Source organism: Streptomyces sp. A0958 (assembly GCF_004795035.1).
In the GTDB taxonomy this organism is placed as follows: domain Bacteria; phylum Actinomycetota; class Actinomycetes; order Streptomycetales; family Streptomycetaceae; genus Streptomyces.
This window is the reverse complement of record NZ_SSBK01000009.1, coordinates 54,673-75,795: the sequence shown is the minus strand read 5'-3', so window position 1 is coordinate 75,795 and position 21,123 is coordinate 54,673. Positions and strand designations below refer to the sequence as shown.

General features: G+C 72.8%; 17 protein-coding genes, 2 pseudogenes and 1 riboswitch. Of the genes and pseudogenes, 9 read left to right on the top strand and 10 right to left on the bottom strand.

Features of this window, described 5'->3' with window-relative positions:
* Positions 1 to 3: 3 nt before the first annotated feature.
* The gene (locus tag E6P78_RS12395) at positions 4 to 1,752 is read left to right on the top strand and encodes a DUF5691 domain-containing protein (protein ID WP_136203613.1); all 1,749 of its coding nucleotides are present in this window, start codon (positions 4 to 6) and stop codon (positions 1,750 to 1,752) included.
* A 121-nt stretch (positions 1,753 to 1,873) separates the two neighbouring features.
* On the opposite strand, the gene E6P78_RS12390 is transcribed toward E6P78_RS12395, so the two are convergent.
* Entirely contained in the window at positions 1,874 to 2,287 is a 414-nt protein-coding gene (locus E6P78_RS12390) for a cobalamin B12-binding domain-containing protein (RefSeq protein WP_136203612.1), read from the bottom strand.
* 221 nt (positions 2,288 to 2,508) lie between these two features.
* Between E6P78_RS12390 and E6P78_RS12385 the strand changes: the two are divergent.
* Positions 2,509 to 2,736: pseudogene (locus tag E6P78_RS12385) on the top strand (lipase); the annotation flags it as partial.
* Positions 2,737 to 2,936: 200 nt separating this feature from the next.
* Entirely contained in the window at positions 2,937 to 4,535 is a 1,599-nt protein-coding gene (locus E6P78_RS12380) for a M23 family metallopeptidase (protein WP_136203611.1), read from the top strand.
* Between the two features lie 54 nt (positions 4,536 to 4,589).
* Here the strand turns inward: E6P78_RS12380 and pcrA are convergent, their stop codons facing one another.
* Positions 4,590 to 7,028 carry a DNA helicase PcrA gene (gene pcrA, locus E6P78_RS12375; protein ID WP_136203610.1) on the bottom strand — a complete coding sequence of 813 codons (2,439 nt, stop codon included), beginning with the start codon at positions 7,026 to 7,028 and terminating at the stop codon, positions 4,590 to 4,592.
* Positions 7,029 to 7,189: 161 nt separating this feature from the next.
* Positions 7,190 to 7,354: riboswitch (cyclic di-AMP (ydaO/yuaA leader) on the top strand.
* On the opposite strand from pcrA, the gene E6P78_RS12370 reads away from it, so the two are divergent.
* Positions 7,353 to 8,504, top strand: coding sequence for a C40 family peptidase (locus E6P78_RS12370; protein WP_168712611.1), 1,152 nt, complete (start codon positions 7,353 to 7,355; stop codon positions 8,502 to 8,504). Its footprint overlaps the riboswitch before it by 2 nt.
* 46 nt (positions 8,505 to 8,550) lie before the next feature.
* On the opposite strand, the gene E6P78_RS12365 is transcribed toward E6P78_RS12370, so the two are convergent.
* Complete coding sequence (locus tag E6P78_RS12365; RefSeq protein WP_136203608.1) at positions 8,551 to 8,904, bottom strand: hypothetical protein; 354 nt, start codon at positions 8,902 to 8,904, stop codon at positions 8,551 to 8,553.
* Positions 8,905 to 9,213: 309 nt separating this feature from the next.
* Between E6P78_RS12365 and E6P78_RS12360 the strand changes: the two genes are divergently transcribed.
* Positions 9,214 to 10,260 (top strand): C40 family peptidase, encoded by a 1,047-nt coding sequence (locus E6P78_RS12360; RefSeq protein WP_136203607.1) that lies wholly within the window; start codon positions 9,214 to 9,216, stop codon positions 10,258 to 10,260.
* 42 nt (positions 10,261 to 10,302) lie between these two features.
* The gene (locus E6P78_RS12355; protein ID WP_136203606.1) at positions 10,303 to 11,064 is read left to right on the top strand and encodes a GNAT family N-acetyltransferase; all 762 of its coding nucleotides are present in this window, start codon (positions 10,303 to 10,305) and stop codon (positions 11,062 to 11,064) included.
* Positions 11,065 to 11,096: 32 nt separating this feature from the next.
* Here the strand turns inward: E6P78_RS12355 and E6P78_RS12350 are convergent, their stop codons facing one another.
* On the bottom strand, positions 11,097 to 11,801 hold the full coding sequence (locus tag E6P78_RS12350; protein WP_136203605.1) for a response regulator transcription factor: 705 nt from the start codon (positions 11,799 to 11,801) through the stop codon (positions 11,097 to 11,099).
* Positions 11,785 to 13,083, bottom strand: a complete 1,299-nt coding sequence (locus E6P78_RS12345; RefSeq protein WP_136203604.1) for an ATP-binding protein — start codon at positions 13,081 to 13,083, stop codon at positions 11,785 to 11,787. Before E6P78_RS12345 ends, E6P78_RS12350 begins: the two co-directional genes overlap by 17 nt.
* 174 nt (positions 13,084 to 13,257) lie before the next feature.
* Between E6P78_RS12345 and E6P78_RS12340 the strand changes: the two genes are divergently transcribed.
* Complete coding sequence (locus tag E6P78_RS12340) at positions 13,258 to 14,568, top strand: PspC domain-containing protein (RefSeq protein ID WP_136203603.1); 1,311 nt, start codon at positions 13,258 to 13,260, stop codon at positions 14,566 to 14,568.
* The gene (locus tag E6P78_RS12335; protein WP_136203602.1) at positions 14,555 to 14,818 is read left to right on the top strand and encodes a hypothetical protein; all 264 of its coding nucleotides are present in this window, start codon (positions 14,555 to 14,557) and stop codon (positions 14,816 to 14,818) included. Before E6P78_RS12340 ends, E6P78_RS12335 begins: the two co-directional genes overlap by 14 nt.
* Here the strand turns inward: E6P78_RS12335 and E6P78_RS12330 are convergent.
* From E6P78_RS12330 to guaA, 5 genes and pseudogenes are all read right to left on the bottom strand, one after another.
* Positions 14,725 to 15,234, bottom strand: coding sequence for a DoxX family protein (locus E6P78_RS12330; RefSeq protein ID WP_136203601.1), 510 nt, complete (start codon positions 15,232 to 15,234; stop codon positions 14,725 to 14,727). The genes E6P78_RS12335 and E6P78_RS12330 overlap by 94 nt on opposite strands.
* 137 nt (positions 15,235 to 15,371) lie before the next feature.
* A complete protein-coding gene (locus E6P78_RS12325; protein ID WP_168712610.1) occupies positions 15,372 to 16,637 on the bottom strand; it encodes a hypothetical protein in 1,266 nt (421 codons plus the stop codon).
* A 126-nt stretch (positions 16,638 to 16,763) separates the two neighbouring features.
* Positions 16,764 to 17,534 carry a class II aldolase/adducin family protein gene (locus E6P78_RS12320; RefSeq protein WP_136203600.1) on the bottom strand — a complete coding sequence of 257 codons (771 nt, stop codon included), beginning with the start codon at positions 17,532 to 17,534 and terminating at the stop codon, positions 16,764 to 16,766.
* Between the two features lie 120 nt (positions 17,535 to 17,654).
* Positions 17,655 to 18,409: pseudogene (locus tag E6P78_RS12315) on the bottom strand (class I SAM-dependent methyltransferase).
* Positions 18,410 to 18,522: 113 nt separating this feature from the next.
* Positions 18,523 to 20,109, bottom strand: a complete 1,587-nt coding sequence (guaA, locus tag E6P78_RS12310; protein ID WP_136203599.1) for a glutamine-hydrolyzing GMP synthase — start codon at positions 20,107 to 20,109, stop codon at positions 18,523 to 18,525.
* A gap of 330 nt (positions 20,110 to 20,439) precedes the next feature.
* Between guaA and E6P78_RS12305 the strand changes: the two genes are divergently transcribed.
* Positions 20,440 to 20,748 (top strand): chorismate mutase, encoded by a 309-nt coding sequence (locus E6P78_RS12305; RefSeq protein WP_136203598.1) that lies wholly within the window; start codon positions 20,440 to 20,442, stop codon positions 20,746 to 20,748.
* The last annotated feature ends 375 nt before the right edge of the window (positions 20,749 to 21,123 follow it).

The following is a 21,123-nucleotide window of genomic DNA, read 5'->3' as shown; positions in this document are numbered from 1 at the left end:
GCGATGCCCCGCACCGCTGCACCCACCACACCCGCCGCGTCCACGTCCACGTCCGCTTCCTCTGCAACGTCCCCGTCCGCATCCCCGTCCCCGACCCCGACCCCGTCCACGTCCACGTCCACGTCCGGGGGACTCGCCGATGGGCTCGCGGCCACGCCGTGGGAGGACCTGGTCACCTCGGCGCTGCTCGGCACGGACCGCCGCCCGCCCGGGGCGGCTTCGGGCGCGGGCCCGGACCGCGCGGCGTCGGCCCTGCTGGACGCCGCCGCCCTGCACACCGTTCGGCGCCGGGCCGGACTTCTGCCCGCCGCCGCGTCCCCCCGGCCCGCACCGGCACCCGACGACCCCCGGCCGACCCTGCCCGAGGCCGCCCGCGGCAGGCTGGCGCAGCTCCTCGCGGACCGGGCCGCGGCAGGCGGTTCCGGCGGCAGACGCGGTACGGCCCCCGACCTGACGGAGCTCATCCCGCAGTGGCTGGCCACCGCCAACCAGCACGGCTACCGGGCGCCCGACTCCACCCTGCCCGCCCTGCTGGACGCGGCCAGGGCCCGGACCGATCTGCGGCCCCAGGCCCTGGAGTTCGCGGGGCCGCGCGGGCTGTGGCTGGCCGGGCTGAACCCGGAGTGGAAGTTCGCGCTGCGCGGCGCGTCCGGAAGTGCGCTGCTGCCGACCCTCACCGACCCGGAAGCGGTGCGACGGCTCTGGGAGGAGGGCCTGTTCGCGGAGCGGGTCGCGCTGCTCGGAGCCGTACGGGCGCGGGACGCGGACGCCGCCCGCGCGCTGCTCGCCACCACCTGGAAGACGGAACGGGCCGAGGACCGACTGATGTTCGTCGACTCACTGCGCACCGGGCTGTCCGGCGCGGACGAGGAGTTCCTGGAGCAGGCGCTCGCGGACCGCAGCCGCAATGTACGGGCGACCGCCGCCGAGCTGCTGTCCGCGCTGCCCGGTTCGGCGCTCGCCCACCGGATGGCGGACCGTGCGCTGTCCTGCGTGAGCCCTGGGCTGACCGGCGACGAGCCGTTCGTTGCGGTGGAGGCGCCGCACGAGTGCGATGCGCAGATGCAGCGCGACGGGGTGGTGGCGCTCCCCCCGTCCGGCCGGGGCGAACGGTCCTGGTGGCTGGGCCAGTTGGTGGAGGCGTCCCCGCTCTCCGTCTGGCCGGCGCGGTTCGGCGGGCGCGGCGCGGACGAGATCGTGGCGCTGCCCGTCGCGGACGGCTGGGGCGAGGAACTGCACGCGGCCTGGTGCCGGGCGGCGGTGCGGCAGCACGACGCGGAGTGGGCGCGGGCCCTGCTCGGTCCGCCGTCGACGCCCCCGTCGAACGGCCCCGGTACGGCGTCGCTCGCCGAGCGGGCGAAGCTCCTGGCCGTGCTGCCCCCGGGGGAACGCGCGAGCTGGGTGGCCGGCTTCGTCGCCGCGCACGGATTGTCGGAGGCGTTCCAGCTGCTCGGGGTCTGCCCGGTGCCGTGGGCGGAGCCGCTCGGACGTTCCGTGGTCGACGCCCTCGACATAGCCCGGGACGCGGGCAGCTATCCGTGGAGCTTCAGCGGTGTCATGGGCCTCGCCGAACGCTGCCTCGCCCCGGCCGAAGCGCACCGGCTGGAGGTCCTGACCACCACGCCCGCCGAGCCCGCGGACGCCTCCCCCGGCGCGAACGGCTACTGGTCGGAGGCGTTCCAACGCCTGGTCTCCACGCTGCGCCTGCGCGCCACGATGGACGACGAGCTGGCCCCGGCCCCGGAGGGATGAGGTTGCGGGGTGAGGTTGCGGGGCCGGGGGGTGGACGGCCCCCACCCCCGCCACGAGACCCGCCGGCCCGCCACGAGACCCGCCGGAAACCGCGGGCGCCGGGCACCGGGCGCCGCTCCGCTCAGGCCTCGGCCGGGTGGCGGACGTTCGCGTTGACCCAGTCGACGATCGCGGTGGTCGTCGCTCCGGGGGTGAAGATCTCCGCGACGCCCTGCTCCTTCAGGGGTGCGATGTCCGCCTCCGGGATGATGCCGCCGCCGAAGACCTTGATGTCCTCCGCCTCGCGCTCCTTCAGCAGCTCGATCACCTTCGCGAACAGCGTGTTGTGGGCGCCCGAGAGGATCGAGAGGCCGATCGCGTCGGCGTCCTCCTGGATGGCGGTGTCCACGATCTGCTCGGGCGTCTGGTGGAGCCCCGTGTAGATGACCTCCATACCGGCGTCCCGCAGCGCCCGCGCGATCACCTTGGCCCCGCGGTCATGGCCGTCGAGGCCCGGCTTGGCCACCACCACACGGATCGGACCGGTCACACCCATCACTGCCTCCACATGCGTCTCCCGTGCCTGAAGGGCCGGGGATGTGAACGAACGTTATCCACAGCATCCCGCAAGCCACCGTTTCGCGGTGGACCGGGAGGGGGAAATCACACGTGGGACATTGTTCACGGGCGCCGGGACCGGGCGCCCGGGGAGCCGCATCAGGTCGCCGTACCACCGCGCCGTCAGCCGCACGGCACGGTGGTACGGGCACCGTCCGCGGCTGCCGTGCCCGGTTCGTCAGCTCCTGGAGCTAGCTGGACCGGGTGATCGTCCCGCCCGAGGCGGCCCGCGTCGACCATCCGGACCACGACGCGGTGAGCGTACGCGTCAGCGGCATCGGGCACCTCGCGCCGCCGGTGCACCCGGCCGTGGCGGCCGCCGTACGGCAGGCGCTCGACGCGCCGGAGCCCGCTCACGGGGCCGCCGGCCCGGCCTCCGCGGCCTGAAACCGAACAGATTTCGAACGTAGAGCCAAGGCTCTGTGCGGGCTCCGTCGAAAGACGGCCGATTGCCCGTTTTCCCGAGCGCCGTGGGGCCGTCGAAGATTGTCGGCGGCGGATACCGCCGGGTACAGTCGCGGCCACTGCTTAGCCCCGGGGTCCCCACGCCCCGGTCTGGTCCTGCTGCCGAGGCGAGAGAGAAGTTGGTGAACGACCAGCACCCCCACGCCGGGTATGCCGGACACGACGGCCACCCCACGGGCAGCTTCGACAGTGACCCGCTCTTCGGCTCCCTCCCCGGCACCTACGACGGCTCGTACGACACCGCGGGGGGCTACGGCATCCCGTACACCGGCGGACAGGCCGGATACAGCGGCTCGTACGACTCCAGCCAGTGGGACACGGACACCGGCGCTCACCAGGCCGCCGAGTACAGCCACCTCACCGGCTACCCGGCCTACGCCGACCAGGCCCAGCAGCACCCGCGGTACGACGCCTCCCCCTCGTACGACACCACCGCCACCTGGCTGCCGACGGAGGGCTACGCCCCCGGCATCCCCACCCAGGGCGGCGCCCCGGACTCCTCCGGCCAATGGGACACCACCGCCTGGAACACCGCTTCCCCGTGGTCGGCCGACGACACCGGGTCGTACGGCACGGCGGCGTACGACACCGGCACGTACGACAGCGGCGCGTACGACGCCACCGCCTGGAACACCGGCGCCACGCCCGAGCAGCAACAGCAAAATGTGCAAAACCTGACCGCCTCGAACGAAGCCGAACAGACCCCCCGGGCAGACACGTACGAGGCACACGACACGTACCAGGCGCACGAGACACACGAGGCATACGAGACGTACGAGCACGGCTCCTACGACCCGTACGAGCCCTACCGGATCGCCGAGGCCGCCGAAGCGGCCGACCACCCCGAGCCGGACCTCGACACAGACCTCGACACAGACCCCGGCCCCGGCCCCAGCACCGACCCCGCCGAGCATCCCGACCTCGCCCCGGTCGACGCGCACCACCCCTCCGGCCGGCCCGTCACCCGCAGCGGTGGCCGCAGCCGCAGGCGTTCGCCCGCCAAGCGTTCCGCACTCCTCACCGTCGCCGTTCCCTCCGCCTGCGTGATGAGCGTGGCCGGGATCGCCGCCGCCTCCGTGAGCGGCATGGGCGGAGACGAGACGAAGAAGGACGCGCCCACGACGATGGCCGCCGCCGACCCCGGCACGGTCAAGCCGGTCGCGGCCAACAACGAACTGGACACCCGGCTCGCCAACCTCAGCGCCGACGCGGAGAACTTCGCGGACCGCGCCAGCCGCACCCAGGAGCGCATCGACCTCAAGGAGCGGCAGGCCGCCGAGAAGAAGAAGCGCGAGGCGGAGGCGGCCCGCAAGGAGGCACTGCGCCCCAAGTACGTGATGCCGGTCAAGCAGCACGGGCTGAGCGCGTACTTCGGCCAGGCGGGCGTCAACTGGATGTCCGTGCACACGGGCATCGACTTCCCGGTCCAGTACGGCACCCCGGTGATGGCCGCGACCGACGGCACCGTCCGTACGCAGTACAACAGCGCCTACGGGAACATGGCCATCGTGACCATGGCCGACGGCACCGAGACCTGGTACTGCCACCTCAGCAGCACCCGTATCCGCTCGGGCCAGGTCAAGGCGGGCGACGTCATCGCGTACTCCGGGAGCTCCGGGAACTCGACCGGCCCGCACATGCACTTCGAGGTGCGGCCCGGCGGCGGCGCGGCCATCGACCCGCTGCCCTGGCTCCGCAGCCACGGCGTCAACCCCACCTGAGCAGCTAACCGCCCGGCGGCCGGAGCCCCAGGGGCCCCGGCCGTCACGCGCGCCTCAGAGCTTCTGCACCGGCGCGTACCGCAGGAGCAGCTTCTTCGGCCGGTCGTCGCCGAAGTCGACCGTGGCCTTCGCCTGGTCGCCGACGCCCTCGACCGCCGTCACCGTGCCCAGACCGAACTGGTCGTGGGTGACCCGGTCGCCGGCCACCAGGGTGATCGTCGGCTTGTCCGAGGCCCGCCGGGTCGCGAAGCCCGACGGGCCGGAGCGGGCGCGGGAGGCGGAGAGCGACGAGGTGATGCCCGACGTGGGCCCCGCCGGGGCGGCCATCGGGCCCTTGCGCTTCCACTCCAGGTGCTGGTCCGGGATCTCCTCCAGGAACCGCGACGGCGGATTGTACGAGGGCTGCCCCCAGGCGCTGCGCATGGCCGCCCGGGTCAGATACAGCCGCTCACGGGCGCGGGTGATGCCGACGTACGCGAGCCGGCGCTCCTCCTCCAGCTCCTTGACCTGGCCCAGCGCCCGCATGTGCGGGAAGACGCCGTCCTCCATGCCGGTCAGGAAGACCACCGGGAATTCGAGGCCCTTCGCCGTGTGAAGGGTCATCAGCGTGATGACGCCGGAGCCGTCGGCGTCCTCGTCGGGGATCTGGTCGGAGTCGGCGACGAGCGCCACCTTCTCCAGGAACTCCGCGAGGGTGCCCGCGCCCTCCTCCTCGCCGCGCTCCTGCTCGAATTCGAGCGCGACGGCGGCCAGCTCCTGAAGGTTCTCGATGCGGGTCTCGTCCTGCGGGTCGGTGGACGCCTGGAGCTCGGCGAGGTACCCCGTACGCTCCAGGACCGCTTCCAGCACCACGGCCGGTCCGGCCCCGGACTCCACGACCGTGCGCAGCTCCTCCATCAGCGTGTTGAACCGCTTCACGGCGTTGGCGGAGCGGGCGGCCATGCCGTACGCCTCGTCCACGCGGCGCAGCGCCTGCGGGAAGGTGATCTTCTCGCGCAGGGACAGGGCGTCGATCATCGCCTCGGCCCGGTCGCCGATGCCGCGCTTGGGGACGTTCAGGATGCGGCGGAGCGGGACGGTGTCCTCGGGGTTGGCGAGGACCCGGAGGTAGGCCAGGACGTCCCGGACCTCCTTGCGCTCGTAGAAGCGCACGCCGCCGACGACCTTGTAGGGCAGGCCGACGCGGATGAAGATCTCCTCGAAGACACGGGACTGCGCGTTCGTCCGGTAGAAGACGGCGACGTCGCCGGCCTTGGCGTCGCCCGCGTCGGTGAGGCGGTCGATCTCCTCGGCGACGAACTGCGCCTCGTCGTGCTCGGTGTCCGCGACGTAACCGGTGATGCGGGCGCCGGTTCCGGCGTTGGTCCACAGGTTCTTGGGGCGGCGGCTCTCGTTGCGCTCGATGACCGCGTTGGCGGCGGACAGGATCGTCTGGGTGGAGCGGTAGTTCTGCTCCAGCAGGATCGTCGTCGCGTCCGGGTAGTCCTCCTCGAACTGGAGGATGTTGCGGATGGTCGCGCCCCGGAAGGCGTAGATCGACTGGTCCGCGTCACCCACGACGCACAGCTCGGCGGGGGCGTCCTCGGGACCGGCCGGGCCGACCAGCTCCCGTACGAGCGTGTACTGCGCGTGGTTGGTGTCCTGGTACTCGTCGACCAGGACGTGCCGGAAGCGGCGGCGGTAGTGCTCGGCGACGTCGGGGAAGGCCTGGAGCAGGTGGACCGTGGTCATGATGATGTCGTCGAAGTCCAGCGCGTTGGCCTCGCGCAGCCGGGCCTGGTACATCGCGTACGCCTGGGCGAGGGTCTTCTCGAAGCCGTCGGTTGCCTGACCCGCGAAGGTCTCCTCGTCGATGAGCTCGTTCTTGAGGTTGGAGACCTTGGCGGTGAACGACTTCGGCGGGTAGCGCTTCGGGTCCAGCTCCAGGTCGCGGCAGACCAGGGCCATCAGCCGCTTGGAGTCGGCCGCGTCGTAGATCGAGAACGAGGAGGTGAAGCCGAGCTTCTTCGACTCGCGGCGCAGGATGCGTACGCACGCGCTGTGGAAGGTCATGACCCACATGGCGTTGGCCCGGGGCCCGACCAGCTGCTCGACGCGCTCCTTCATCTCGCCGGCGGCCTTGTTGGTGAAGGTGATCGCCAGGATCTGGCCGGGGTGCACGCCGCGCTCGGCCAGGAGGTGGGCGATGCGATGGGTCAGCACCCGGGTCTTGCCGGAGCCGGCGCCGGCGACGATGAGCAGCGGGGAACCGGCGTGCACGACGGCGGCGCGCTGCTCGGTGTTCAGCCCGTCGAGCAGCGCCGCGGGGTCGATGACCGGGCGGTGGGCGCCGTCGCGGTAGTACGCGTCGCGGGGCGGCGGGGGCCCGTCGAACACGCCCGCGAAGAGGTCCTCCGGCACCGCTTCGGGTGCGGAGCCCTCGGGGGGCGGCGGGGGCCCTTCCTCCTCGTGCTGGAGGCCGGCCAGGAAACTGTCGTCAAAGAGGCTGCTCATCGCTGTCCGAGTCTAAAGCTCCCGACCGACACCGGGCCCCGCTCCGAGAAGGTCACGAAAATGTATCGGGCATATCGAACATCAACCTTCACAGCGGCGCCATGCGTTGGCTAGCGTGCTCGTTCGGACGACCCGTACCCCCAGAGGCGACCCACGCCGAACGGGCGTCCACGCCGAATCCGGGCTTCCCCCCAGGGGCGCCCGGAACCGGGGACCCACACGCAGCACCGGGGTGAATCGGTCCGCGTCCCCACTGGACCGTAGGGCAGCCTTCCGTTCCGCCCGAACCCGACAGCTAACCCGGTAGGCGGTCCACGGAAGGAGATGCCGGCCTTGGCATCGCATCGCAGACCGCGCACCCGGGTGCGCTCCACCGCCCCCGCCATCGGGCTCACCTCGGCCGCGCTGGCATCGGTGACCCTGTTGTCCTCGCAGAGCGCGATGGCCGCCCCCGCGCCCAAGCCCGGCATCGAGGAAGTGCAGAAGAAGGTCGACGACCTCTACCGGCAGGCGGGCACCGCGACCCAGAAGTACAACCAGGCGAAAGAGGCCACGGACAAGCAGCGGACCAGGGTCGACACGCTGCTGGACGATGTGGCCAAGCGCACCGCGAAGGTCAACGACGCCCGCAGGACGCTCGGCAACTACGCCGCCGCCCAGTACCGCGACGGCGCCCTCGCGCCGACCGCGACCTTCTTCCTGGCCGACGACCCGCAGTCGTTCTTCGACCAGACCCATCTGATGAACCGGATGGCCGACCGCCAGCAGCAGGCGGTCACGGAGTTCCGCACCCAGCAGGCCAAGGCGTCCGAGCAGCGCGCCCAGGCGGTCGAGAGCCTGGAGACGCTGACCGAGTCGCAGACCGCGCTGCGCACCAGCAAGCAGAACGTCCAGAACAAGCTGACCGAGGCCCGGACGCTGCTGTCGAAGCTGACCGCCGAGGAGAAGGCGCGCCTGGCGGAGCTGGAGCGCAAGAAGGAGGCGGAGGCCAGGCTCAGGGCGGCGGAGCTGGCGAAGAAGCAGGCCGCCGCTGAGAAGGAGGCCGCGCGCAAGGCGAAGGAGCCGGGCGGCGGCAGCGGCACGGAGACGGCCCCGGGTTCCGGTTCGGGCTCCGGCAGCAGCGCCTCGACGAAGGCGGAGAAGGTCCTCGCGTTCGCCCGGGCGCAGATCGGCAAGCCTTACGTCTGGGGGGCGGCCGGCCCCTCCTCGTACGACTGCTCGGGGCTCACCCAGGCGGCGTGGAAGGCGGCCGGGGTCGACATACCCCGGACCACCTGGGACCAGGTGAACGTCGGCACCCGGATCGCCACGGCGGATCTCCACCCCGGTGACCTGGTCTTCTTCTACGACGACATCAGCCACGTCGGGATCTACAAGGGCGACGGCATGATGATCCACGCACCGAAGCCCGGGGCGAGCGTGCGCGAGGAGTCGATCTACTACATGCCGATCTACGGAAGCGTGCGCCCGGCCTGACCCGGGAAGGGGGCCGGCCCGGGAGCGGGCCGGCCCGCCGGGGCCCTCAGGTCCAGAGCGTGGCGATGAAGATGTTGGCGACGGTCAGGGCGCCCACCGTCGCGAAGAGGCCCTTGCCCACCTTCTCCTCGTCCCGCTTGACGTAGACGAGCCCGAGGATGACGACCAGGATCAGCAGCTTGATGCCGATCTTGACGTTGTTCACGGGGTGGTCGTCGGCCTGGTCGAGCCCGACGAGGGCGACCCCGGTGACCAGCATGGTCAGCGCGCCGTGCAGCATGCCGGGGACGAACCGGGCAGTTCCGGCCTTCATCGCCTTCATCTGGCCGAGGAAGCCTCCGAGCAGGGCGGCGATGCCGATGATGTGCAGGGCGACGACGAAATCGATGAGTACGCGCATGGTTCCGCACCTTAGCCCCGACCCCGTCGGCACCTCGCAACCAGGTGTGGCGTACCGACCGATTGAATGACGAATGCACTGATTGCTAGAATCTGCGGCAATTTTTCCGGTCATTCATGGCCATACGGCGTCGTCCAGCGACAACGCCACGCCAAGAGCGGGCAATAAGCGCCAAAACGACTCCCGCCCGTGTCCCCGGATTAGCGTCCCTTCCCGGGTGGCCGGCCCCAGGCACTGTCCTCGCCGGACCACCGCAGAAGCCCGCCGGTAGACCCCGCCGGGCCGTCGCACGGAAGGACGCCCGCCCTCGTGGCAGCGCATCGCAAGCCCAGGCAGCGCCTGTACACCGGCTCCGCAGCCCGCACCGCGGCGACCCTCGCCTTCGCCGGAGCCGCGACCGCCGCCGTGCTGCCGGGAGCCGCGCACGCCGACCCGGCGCCGACCGCCGCCCAGGTCAAGGCCCAGGCGGACCGGCTGTACCGGGAGGCTGAGGCCGCCACCGAGAAGTACAACGGCGCGAAGACCGAGGCGGCCGCCGTCGCCAGGTCGGTCGACGCCCTGCGCGACGAGGCCGCCCGCAGGACCGCGCGGCTCAACACCGCCCGCGACGCCCTCGGTGCGTACGCCGCCGCGCAGTACCGCTCCGCGGGGCTCGACCCCTCCGTGCAGCTGGCCCTCTCCTCCGACCCCGACCAGTACCTGGAGCGCGCCTCGTACGCGGAGCGGGCCGGCGAGCGCCGGGCGGCCGAGGTCCGCTCGGTGCAACGCCAGGTCGCCGACATCGCCCAGGTGCGTGCCGAGGCGGCGGACAAGCTGACCGAGCTGGCCGCCCGCCAGGCCGCCCTGAAGGAGCACCGGGCGACCGTCCGCACCAAGCTCGCCGAGGCCCGGAGCCTGCTCGCCCGCCTCTCCCCCGCCGAGCGCGCCGCCTACGAGGCCTCCGAGTACGGCCGGGGCACCGGCCACGCCGACCGCAGCGCCCCGCGCGGCGCGGTCGCCGCACCCAACGCGCGCGCCGCCCAGGCCGTCGCCTTCGCCTACAGCGCGCTGGGCAAGCCGTACGTCTGGGGCGCCACCGGACCCTCCTCGTTCGACTGTTCCGGCCTCACCCAGGCCGCCTGGCGCTCGGCCGGGGTCTCGCTGCCCCGGACCACGTACACCCAGATCAACGCGGGCAGGCGCGTCTCGCGGTCCGAACTGGCCCCGGGGGACCTGGTGTTCTTCTTCTCGGGCGTCAGCCATGTCGGCCTGTACATCGGCAACGGCCAGATGATCCACGCCCCGCGTCCCGGTGCCCCGGTCCGCGTCGCGCCGATCGACGAAATGCCTTTCGCGGGAGCGACCCGAGTGGCATAGGCTCCCGCTTTCCGAGCCCAACTGCCTTGAGGACACCCGCGCATGTCGTTGGACGTCGACGTCCAGACCCACGCCCGCACGCTCACGCTCAACTCCCCGGACCACGTCCGGGTCGGCCGGTTCGCGATCCGCTACAACCCGGACTGGTCCCTGAAGTACGCCAACTACGCCATCCCCGACCAGGACGCCGACCCGACGCCCGGCGAACTCGACGACCTCATAGCGGCCTTCCGCGACCTGGACCGGATGCCGCGCCTGGAGTACCTGCCCGGCTGGGCGCCCGCGCTCGAACCAGCGCTGCTCGCCGCCGGGTTCACCGTCGAGAACCGCGCCCCGATCCTGGCCTGCGCCCCCGGTGACCTGGTCACCCCGAAGCCGGTGGCGGGCCTCGTCATGGCGGAGCCCGCCACCGACGCGGAGTTCGACGCCGCCGCCCTCGTCCAGCACCTCGGGTACGGCGGCACCGGCGAGCCCGAGGACGGCACGGCCGGCTGGCTGCGCGACGCGGTGGCCGGCGGCGGGGTCGCCGCCCTCGCGACCGTCGACGGCACCCCGGCCGGCGCGGGCGGCTGCTCGGTCCCGGTGGACGGGCTCAGCGAACTCGCGGGCCTCGCGGTGGGCGCGGAGTTCCGCCGCCGGGGCATCGGGGCCGCGCTCTCCGTACACCTGACGCGCACCGCGTTCGAGCGGGGCTGCCGGGTGGTGTGGCTGGAGCCGGGCGACCCCGATGTGGAGCGGATCTACGCGTCCATCGGCTACCGCAGGGTCGGCGAGAAGCTGAACATCTCGCTCGACCCGGCCTGACGCACCCGGCCTGACGCACCCCGGGCGGCGGCTCAGACCAGTCGGCGGGCCGTCGCCCAGCGGGTCAGTTCGTGGCGGTTGGAGAGCTGGAGCTTGCGCAGCACCGCCGAGACGTGGGACTCGACCGTCTTCACCGAGATGAACAGCTGCTTGGCGATCTCCTTGTACGCGTAGCCCCGGGCGATCAGCCGCAGCACCTCGCGCTCGCGCTGGGTCAGCCGGTCGAGGTCCTCGTCGACCGGGGCCGCGTCCGTGGAGGCGAAGGCGTCGAGGACGAAGCCGGCGAGGCGGGGCGAGAACACCGCGTCGCCGTCCTGGACCCGGAAGACCGAGTCGACCAGGTCGGTGCCGGTGATCGTCTTGGTGACGTAGCCGCGGGCGCCGCCCCGGATGACGCCGATGACGTCCTCGGCGGCGTCCGAGACGGACAGCGCGAGGAAGCGCACCGGGTTCTCGGCGGTGCCCATCAGGGGTGCGCAGCGACGCAGCACCTCGACGCCGCCGCCGCCGGGGAGGTGGACGTCGAGGAGGACGACCTCGGGGCGGGTCGCCGTGATGACGGTGACCGCCTGGTCGACGTCGGCCGCCTCTCCGACGACCTCGACGCCGGTCTCCTCGGTGCGGCCGATCTCGGCCTGTACTCCGGTGCGGAACATCCGGTGGTCGTCGACGAGCACGACTCGTACCCGGCGCTCCGGGCCCTCGTGGCCCCCGGTCGCCTCAGTGGTCCCGTTCATCGCTCGCCCTCTCCATCTCCAGCTCGACTTCCGTGCCCCCGCCGGGCACCGAACGCAGCCGGGCGGTACCGCCGTTGCGCTGCATCCGGCCGATGATCGATTCTCGTACGCCCATTCTGTCCCCCGGTACGGAGTCCAGGTCGAATCCCGGGCCCCGGTCGCGCACGGAGACGAAGACCGTACGGCCCTCGACCTCCGCGTAGACCTGGACGGCGCCGCCCTCGCCACCGTACTTGGCGGCGTTGACCATCGCCTCGCGCGCGGCCTGCATCTGTGCGGCCAGCTTCTCGTCGAGCGGGCAGTCGCCGACGACGACGACCTCCAGCGGGACGCCGTGCTTGTCCTCGACCTCGGCCGCGGCCCGTTTGACCGCCTCGGCCATGGTCTCGGGCTCGTCGTCCTCGTCCTTGCCGGTGCCCTCGGGGTTGTACAGCCAGTTGCGCAGCTCGCGTTCCTGGGCGCGGGCCAGCCGGCGGACCTCGCCCGCCTCGTCGGCGTTGCGCTGGATCAGGGTGAGGGTGTGCAGCACGGAGTCGTGGACGTGGGCGGCGACCTCGGCGCGCTCCTGGGCCCTGATGCGCATGAGGCGTTCCTCGGAGAGGTCCTGGGTCATGCGGACGAGGTAGGGACCGGCGAGCAGGGCGATGCCGGTGAGGACGGCGATGGCCGCGGTGAGGACGTTGCCGAGCTGGGCGGCGGAGCCGCGTACGACGATGAAGACGGCGAGACCGAGGCCGACGAGGACGACACCGGCCAGGGCGCGGGCCAGGTGCAGGACGCGGCGGCGGCTGCCGACCTCCACCCAGCGGGCGCGGCGGGCGTTGTCGGCCTGGCGCCACACCAGGACGGAACCGGCGCCGATGAGCAGGGTCGGCCAGATGTAGCGGTCGGCGTTGCCGCCCATGTCGACGTTGCCGACGAAGATCACGGCGCCGACGAGCAGGGCGATGAGGGCGAAGACCTGGCCCGGGTCGGGTTTGCGGAGCCGGCGCCTGCCGTCGGCGTCGGTCTCGAAGACGGACCGGGGGGTGTCGACGCCGCCGACGCCGAGCGGGACCACGATCCAGAACACCGCGTACAGGAGCGCGCCGAGGCCGTCCGCGAAGAACAGTCCGAGGAAGACGAACCGCAGCCAGGCGACCGGCAGTCCGAGGTGCCCGGCGAGCCCGCGTGCGACCCCGCCCAGCAGCCGGCCGTCGGCGCTGCGGTACAGCTTGCGCAGCGGCGGCTCCTCCGGGTCGGGGGCCTGGGAGCTTGCGGCTCGGGTGGTGGCGGCTGGCATGCCCCGATCGTCACATGCCCGTACGGGTGGCGGCATCAGGGTCGGCCCCCACTTCGACCCTGAGACCCGGGGTGCGGCGCCTCGGCACCCCTGAGGGCCGGGCGGATCAATATCAGGGACCGGCCAGGGTCGGGGCGGGTGCCGCGGGGGCGCGGGGCCCGTCACCATGGAGCCATGACCGTTCCCCAGGACGCGCCGCCCGGCGCCGCGCCGCCTCCCCCGCCCGCACCGCGCCTGCACCGCAGCCCGCGGCACAAGGTGGTGGCCGGGGTGTGCGGCGGGGTCGGCCGGTACTGCGAGGTCGATCCGGTGATCTTCCGGATCGTGCTCGGTGTGCTCTCCGTGACCGGTGGCTTCGGGCTGATCTTCTACGGCTTCGCCTGGCTGCTGATCCCGCTGGAGGGCGAGGACGAGAACGGGGCGCGCCGGCTGCTGTCGGGGCGCGTCGAGGGTGCGTCGCTGAGCGCGGTGCTGTGCGCGCTGATCGGCTGTGGTCTGTTCCTGTCGATGCTGGGCAACGGCGGCACGCTCGCCTTCTCCGCGATGCTGTCGCTCGCGGTTCTCGGGTTCTCCATGTGGACGCAGGCGCGCAAGACGGCCGATCCGCAGGACCCGCTGCACGCGGCGGCCGCGCAGGCGGTGTCGGACGCGCCGCCCGAGGTGAAGGCGCCGCCGACGCTGTCGGGCCCGTCCTGGTGGCGGGACCCGATCATCAAGGACGGCACGACGGGCCCCTTGGGCATCGGTTATCTGTGGGGGCCGCCGGACGCGGTGGTCGACGGGGAGCCGCGCGGGGCGACGGCCGACGCGCCGTTCCGCCCGCCGCCGCCCCGGTCGCAGGAGGTCCGGGGGCCGCGCTCCATCGGCGGCCCGGCGTTCCTGGGCGCGCTGGTCGCGGGCGGCCTGGGCACGGGGCTGAGCTGGGACGCCCAGCCGCTCGGTACGAGCCTGCAGATCGGGCTCGCCGCCGCGCTCGCGGTGTTCGGGCTCGCGATGCTGGTCAGCGCCTTCGTCGGACGGACCGGTTTCGGCACGCTGCTGCTGGCGATGATCACGGCCGGGCTGCTGGCGGGGGCCGCCGTGCTGCCCAAGGACATCCCCACGCACTGGGTGCGCGAGGAGTGGCGCCCGGTGTCGGCCGCCGCGGTGCAGCCGCGTTACGCGGTCGGCTCCGGGCAGGCGGAGCTGGACCTCAGCCGGATCGCGGTGCCCAGGGGCGAGACCGTGAGGACCCGGGTGGAGGCCCGGGCGGGCCGGGTCCTGGTGCACGTGCCGCGGGAGGCCACCGTCGAGGTGCACGCGAAGACCCGCATCGGCGCGATCGTGGTGCTGGACTCGCACAGCAGGGGCGACCTGGACATCCGCGCCTCGCAGGACGAGCACCGGACGCTGCCCCCGGCCGAGGGCAGCAAGCCGGGCGGCACCATCGAACTCGATCTGGAAGTCGGCTACGGACAGGTGGAGGTCAACCGTGCCGCGTCATGAGATCCGGCCCGGGCGGGCCGTGGCGGGCCTGGTGATGCTGGCCCTGGCCGCCGGATACGCGTGGGACGCGGCGGGCTTCTGGGACGCCCCGCCGCAGTTCTTCGTCGGGCTGTTCACCGGCGGCCTGTGGGTGGCCGTCCTGGTCACCTGGATCGGCTACCGGATTCGCCGCCGCCGCGCCGCGAGAACGGCGTCCAGGGAGAACGACGCCGCCCCGCCGAGCAGCAGCGGCAGCCAGGCCATGAGGTAGACCAGGTCGTTGCCGAGGTAGTACGGGGAGACCTGCCAGCTGACGGTCAGCCACAGGCTCAGCGAGATCAGGACCCCGCCGAGCGCGGCGATCCGGGTCCACAGGCCGAGGAGGATGCCGATCCCGACGGCGAGTTCACCGAAGGCGATGGCGTACCCGAAGCCGGACGGGCCCTTCAGCGCCAGGTCGACCAGGCCGGGGATCGCGGCGGAGTCGCGGACGGCGTGCATCTGCTCGCCGATCGACCCGGCTCCGGTGGCGTGGAAGAACGCGCTGTCGGTGAGCTTGTCGAGCGCCGCGTAGACGAAGGTGACCCCGAGGAAGATCCGCAGGGGCAGCAGGGCGTGCTCCCGTGCCAGGTCCCGCAGGCTCCTGGCCTCGCCGAGGCCCCGCCCGTTACCGCCGTACCCGTGCATGCTTCTCCGCCTTCCGCGGCCGTGCCGTGCCGTGCGACCACCCGGCCGCTGCCACCGGACCGTACGGCCCGTCACCCGACCTTACGTACGAAGCCGGCGGAAGGACCCCGTGCGGGCCGGGTTCACAGCGGGCGCGGTCAGTCGGTCACGTCGATCGCGACGCGGTTGGACTCCGTCCCCGCGGCCGTCACGACCTGCACCTCGACGACGCCCGGCTCCACCTCCACCGGCACCGGCACGGTCAGCAGGGTGTCGGAGGGGTTCGCGAAGCCGCCGGTGACCGGGATGAGCGGGACATGGACGTGGACGGAGCCGATCCGCACGACGACGCGGGCCAGCCGGTCCGGGGACCCGGCGCCGGGCGGTACGAACCCCGCGCCGCGGATCTCGACGTCGTCGCCGGTCCGGATCGGCGCGTCCAGGTCGCCCGCCTCCCGGGACCGGACCACCGACAGCACGACGGGCCGGCCGCCCTCGCCGTACTTCCCGGTGAAGTAGACGGCCGCCGACACGGCCACCAGCAGGGCGAGCCCCCACGGCAGGTCGGGCAGCTGCTCGGGCCGGCGGGCCAGGCGGACCGCGGCGAACACCACGGCGACGGTGGACACCAGCACGTACTGCACATCGGTGAAGCCGCCGCGCCCCGAGTCGTCGGTGAGCAGGTCCGCCGCGCGCGGCCGGTCGGCCCGCAGCTTCTGCAGCCGCCCGGACAGCACCCGTACGCTCACCACCCGGCGGACCGCCACCGCGACGGCGCACACCAGCGCCAGCACGGAGACCACCCCGGCGCCGCGCGCCAGGTCCAGGCCGTCGATCAGCTCGTCGCGCCGCGCGTGGTCGGAGGCGGCGGCCAGCTGGAGGGCGAGGACGAGCACGGAGAAGACGGCGAGCAGCACCCAGGACGCGGCGACCGTGCGGGAGGTGGAGAGCCGGTTGTCCTCGCCGATCAGCGGCGCGAGGAGGCCGCCGCGCGCCCGGTGGACGTGGGCGGCGCCGGTCAGCAGCCCGGCGGTGACGAGCCCCGCGACCAGTCCGGCGGTACGGGCGTGGCTCCAGCCCGCGCCGATCGCGGTGGCGGCCTCGGCGAGGGCCAGCACGGCGAGGGCGCCCCAGACGATGACCAGGGTGCGCTGCCACACCCGGTACAGCCAGGCGTCCCCGGCCTCCCGGCCCCGGTCGGCGACGGCCCGCGCGGACTCGGTCAGTTCGTCGGAGACCCACTGCCGGGTCGCGGAGGCGGACTGGGCGACCCCGGCGGGCAGCCCCTGTCCGGCGGCGAACTCGTCCCGCTTGGCCAGGAAGGCGGCCACCGCGCGCCGGTGCCCCTGGCGCGCCCCGTGCGGGCAGTCGCCGCAGGTGCAGCCTCCGCCGTGCGCGCTCTGTCGTGCCTCGTCCAACGCCACGGCGAACGCCGCCCTTCCCGCCCCTGGTCCTGCCAATTGACCGATCAACTCGGTTGTGATTGCTGCGAATTGTGCCGTACGGGACGGGTGGTTGCCTCATCGGGGCACACCGGGCGGGCGACTTCGTCAGAATGTTCGAGAGATGCGGCGCCAGAGCGGCTGGTAGTTGATCCAGGCGACGAGATCGCTGCCGAGCTGTTCGCGGGTGGCGACCGCGTCCCGGTGTTCGATCAGCACGGGCTTTCCGGCCGCCCGCGCGGCCAGCTGAATCCGGCAGGACCGTTCGAGGGCGAGGAACCACCAGGCCGCCGCGTCCACCGAGTCGCCCACGGTCAGCAGCCCGTGGTTGCGCAGGATGACCGCCTTGCGGCCCCCGAGCGCGGCGGCGATCCGGCACCCCTCGTCCTCGTCCACCACGACCCCGGTGTACGCGTCGTACAGGGCGTGGTCCTCGTAGAAGGCGCAGGACTCCTGGGTGATGGGCTCGATCAGCTCGCCCAGCGCGGCCAGTGCCCTGCCGTGCACGGAGTGGGTGTGCGCGACCGCGACGACGTCCGGGCGGGCCCGGTGGACCTGGGCGTGGACGGTGAACGCCGCCTGGTTGACGTGGTGGCGCCCCTGGAGGACCTGGCCCTCGCCGTTGACCAGAACCAGGTCCTCGGGCCGCAACTCGTCGAACGGGAGACCGAACGGATTGACCCAGAAGCAGGAGGGGTACTCCGGGTCGCGTGCGGTGATGTGGCCGGAGACGCCGTCCTCGTAACCGTACGAACCGAACAGCCGCAGAGCTCCGGCCAGCCGCTCCTTGCGGTGTGCGCGTTCCTCGTCGGGCGTCTGGTGGACGGGCGGCATCGCGAAGTGCAGTTGCTCGACGGGCAGGGGTGTGGGCTCGGGCATGGCGACTCCTCGGGGGCTCCCAGGGCATTCGGTCGGAAGCTACCGCCGGTCACCCCAGGTGGCCAGAGCGATCACGTACCGATTCCGGCCGGTGTACGTCGCCGGGTTCACGCGCCGGGTTCACGCGCTGAGGACGAGGTAGGCGAGGCCGAGCGTGCCCCGGTAGCCGCCGTAGTAGCCGGTGCGCCGGTCGTCCACCGCGGCGACGACCCCGTCGTGCAGCGGATGGTCCGGGTGGGCCGGCGCCCAGCGCTCGTCCCGGCCGATGTTGGCGTCCGACTCGAAGAGGTCCCATTCCCGCTGGTCGGCGACGGTCACCTGGAGCGGCCGCAGCCCGGCGGCCTCGGCCCGCCGGATCAGGGCGAGCAGCGAGCCGAAGTCCTCCGGCTCGGCGCCGAGCCCGGCCAGTGCCCGTTCGTCGGGCTCCCGCTCCCAGAACGCCTCCCCGAACAGCACCCGGCCCCCGGGTCGCACGGCCGCCCGCAGCGCCTCCAGCGCCTCGGGCGTGGACCCGGGCCAGGTGTGCGAGGCGCCGATGGACACGGCCAGGTCGTAGCCCTTGTCCGGCCACTCGGCGGCGGGCACCTCGTGGAACCGTACGCGCTCCGCGAGCCCCCGCTCCCCGCGAGCGCCCGCCCGCGCGCGACGGCCTCGGCGTCGGTCTCGACGCCGTCCCCGGTGCTGCCGGGCGCCGACTCCACCAGGCGCATCAGCAGCTCGCCCCAGCCGCTGCCGAGGTCCACGATCCGTGCCCCGGGCGCCGGGGCGCAGGTCGCGACGAGACGGGCGGCGTGCTCCTCGGAGAGCGGGGTGTTCCAGGTCAGGCGGTCGTTGCGGGCGGCGGACATCAAGGCGCGGATCTCATCGGATGACATGGGCGCGGAGCCTGTCACGGGCGCGGCGGGCGGTGCCAAGCGTTTTCCGGCGGACACGGCGATGCCGCCGCCCGGAACACCGGGCGGCGGCATCGGTCACGCACCGGGAGGGTTCACTCCCACTCGATGGTCCCCGGCGGCTTGCTCGTCACGTCGAGCACCACGCGGTTGACGTCGGCGACCTCGTTGGTGATGCGGGTGGAGATCTTGGCCAGGGTCTCGTACGGCAGCCGCGACCAGTCGGCGGTCATGGCGTCCTCGGAGGAGACCGGGCGCAGCACGATCGGGTGGCCGTAGGTGCGGCCGTCGCCCTGGACGCCGACGCTGCGGACGTCCGCGAGGAGGACCACCGGGCACTGCCAGATGTCCCGGTCCAGGCCGGCGGCGGTCAGCTCCTCGCGGGCGATGGCGTCGGCCTCGCGCAGCAGGTCGAGCCGCTCCTTCGTGACGTCGCCGACGATGCGGATGCCGAGGCCGGGGCCGGGGAAGGGCTGGCGCTGGACGATCTCGTCGGGCAGGCCGAGCTCCTGGCCGACCATCCGGACCTCGTCCTTGAACAGCTGGCGCAGCGGCTCGACGAGCTCGAACTCGATGTCCTCGGGGAGCCCGCCCACGTTGTGGTGGGACTTGATGTTGGCGGTGCCGGTGCCGCCGCCGGACTCCACGACGTCCGGGTAGAGCGTGCCCTGCACGAGGAAGGCGACCTCGGGGCCGTCCTCCTGGAGGATCTCCAGCTGGGCCTGCTCGAAGACGCGGATGAACTCGCGGCCGATGATCTTCCGCTTCTGCTCCGGGTCGGACACGCCGGCCAGGGCGTCGAGGAAGCGCTTCTCCGCGTCGACGACCTTCAGCTTCGCGCCGGTCGCGGCGACGAAGTCCTTCTCGACCTGCTCGGTCTCGCCCTTGCGCATCAGGCCGTGGTCGACGTACACGCAGGTGAGCTGGGAGCCGATCGCCTTCTGCACGAGGGCGGCGGCGACGGCGGAGTCCACGCCGCCGGACAGGCCGCAGATGGCGCGCTTGTCACCGACCTGCGCGCGGATCGCGGCGACCTGCTCCTCGATCACGTTGCCCGTGGTCCAGGTCGGCTCGATGCCCGCGCCCCGGTACAGGAAGTGCTCCAGGACCTGCTGGCCGTGCGTGGAGTGCATGACCTCGGGGTGGTACTGGACGCCGTAGAGCTTCTTCTCGTCGTTCTCGAAGGCGGCGACCGGGACGACGTCCGTGGACGCGGTGACGGTGAAGCCCTCGGGGGCGGCGGAGCAGGCGTCGCCGTGCGACATCCACACCGACTGGTCGGCCGGGGTGCCCTCGAAGAGGGTGGAGCCGGCCTTGGAGACGGTGAGCGGGGTGCGGCCGTACTCGCGGGCGCCGTTGTCGTCGACGGTGCCGCCGAGCGTGGTGGCCATCAGCTGGAAGCCGTAGCACATGCCGAAGACGGGGACCCCGGCCTCGAACAGCGCGCGGTCCAGCGAGGGCGCGCCCTCGGCGTAGACCGAGGAGGGCCCGCCGGACAGGATGATCGCCCGGGGGTTCTTGGCCAGCATCTCGGCCACCGGCATCGTGGAGGGCACGATCTCGCTGTAGACCCGGGCCTCACGGACGCGTCGGGCGATGAGCTGGGCGTACTGCGCGCCGAAGTCGACAACGAGAACCACGTCGGTGGTGGTGTCGGGGGCGGCGGGGGGTGCTGCTGGCACGGGGGCGGCCTTCCGGCGGTGGAGAGGGGTCGGTCCTCCCAATTCTACCGGCGGCCGGAAGCATCCCCCGCCGGACGGCGAGCGTGCTCCGTCTCACCATCCGGGCCCGGCGTCGGCCGGCGCGGGCGGCGGGGCCATACTGGCCCCATGCGTCAGCACACGACCTTCGTCTTTACCTATGGCATCCGGCCCGCCGGCTGCCATGGTCGTGCTGCTTGAGCAACTGACAAGCAACGTTCCAGGCGCCCCGGGCCGACAGGTCCGGGGCGTTCTGGCGTTCCGGGCCCGCCGGCCCCGGGGAGCCGCACCGCACTCACCGGGAGACCCACCATGAGCAACACCACCACCCCCGCCACCAAGAGCGTCACCGAGGCGACCGGCGCCCGCACCGACGAGGCCGCGTCCCTGATCGGCGACGCCCGCACGCGCATCGACGCCCTGGACGACCGGATCATCGGGCTCGTCCGGGAGCGGATGGCCGTGTCCTCGGTGATCCAGGAGGCCCGGATGACCTCGGGCGGCCGCCGGGTCAATCTGTCCCGCGAGATGGAGATCCTGGGCCGCTACCGGGACGCGCTGGGCAAGCCGGGCACCTCGCTGGCGATGACGCTGCTGGAGCTGTGCCGGGGCCGGGTCTGAACGGACGCGCTCCGGGGGCTGTAGGGGCGTATCCCAGTTCGGGCGGACTCTCACCCGTACGGCGCGTGACCAGGCCCGGCGCGGCTTCGTTGGTCCCGGTGTCCGTGCCAGCCAGGGGCGGCTCTCGATGGGAACCACGCGTGGCTCCGCCGGGGTGTGTGGCGTACCGCGTGTACGCCGTGGGACCGCGCACCGGCGTGCGTGACCGGTCGGCAGGGGACAGCAGCCCGGTCACTCGGAGGGACCGTTGGTCCTTCCAGGAACGGCCGGCTCCGGGGACGCCCGGGGCCGGCCGCTCCTACGTGTGCCGCGTCTTCGTGCACCCAGCTTCTCGTGCACCGCTTCAGCTTCTCGTGTGCCGCTACGGCTTCTACG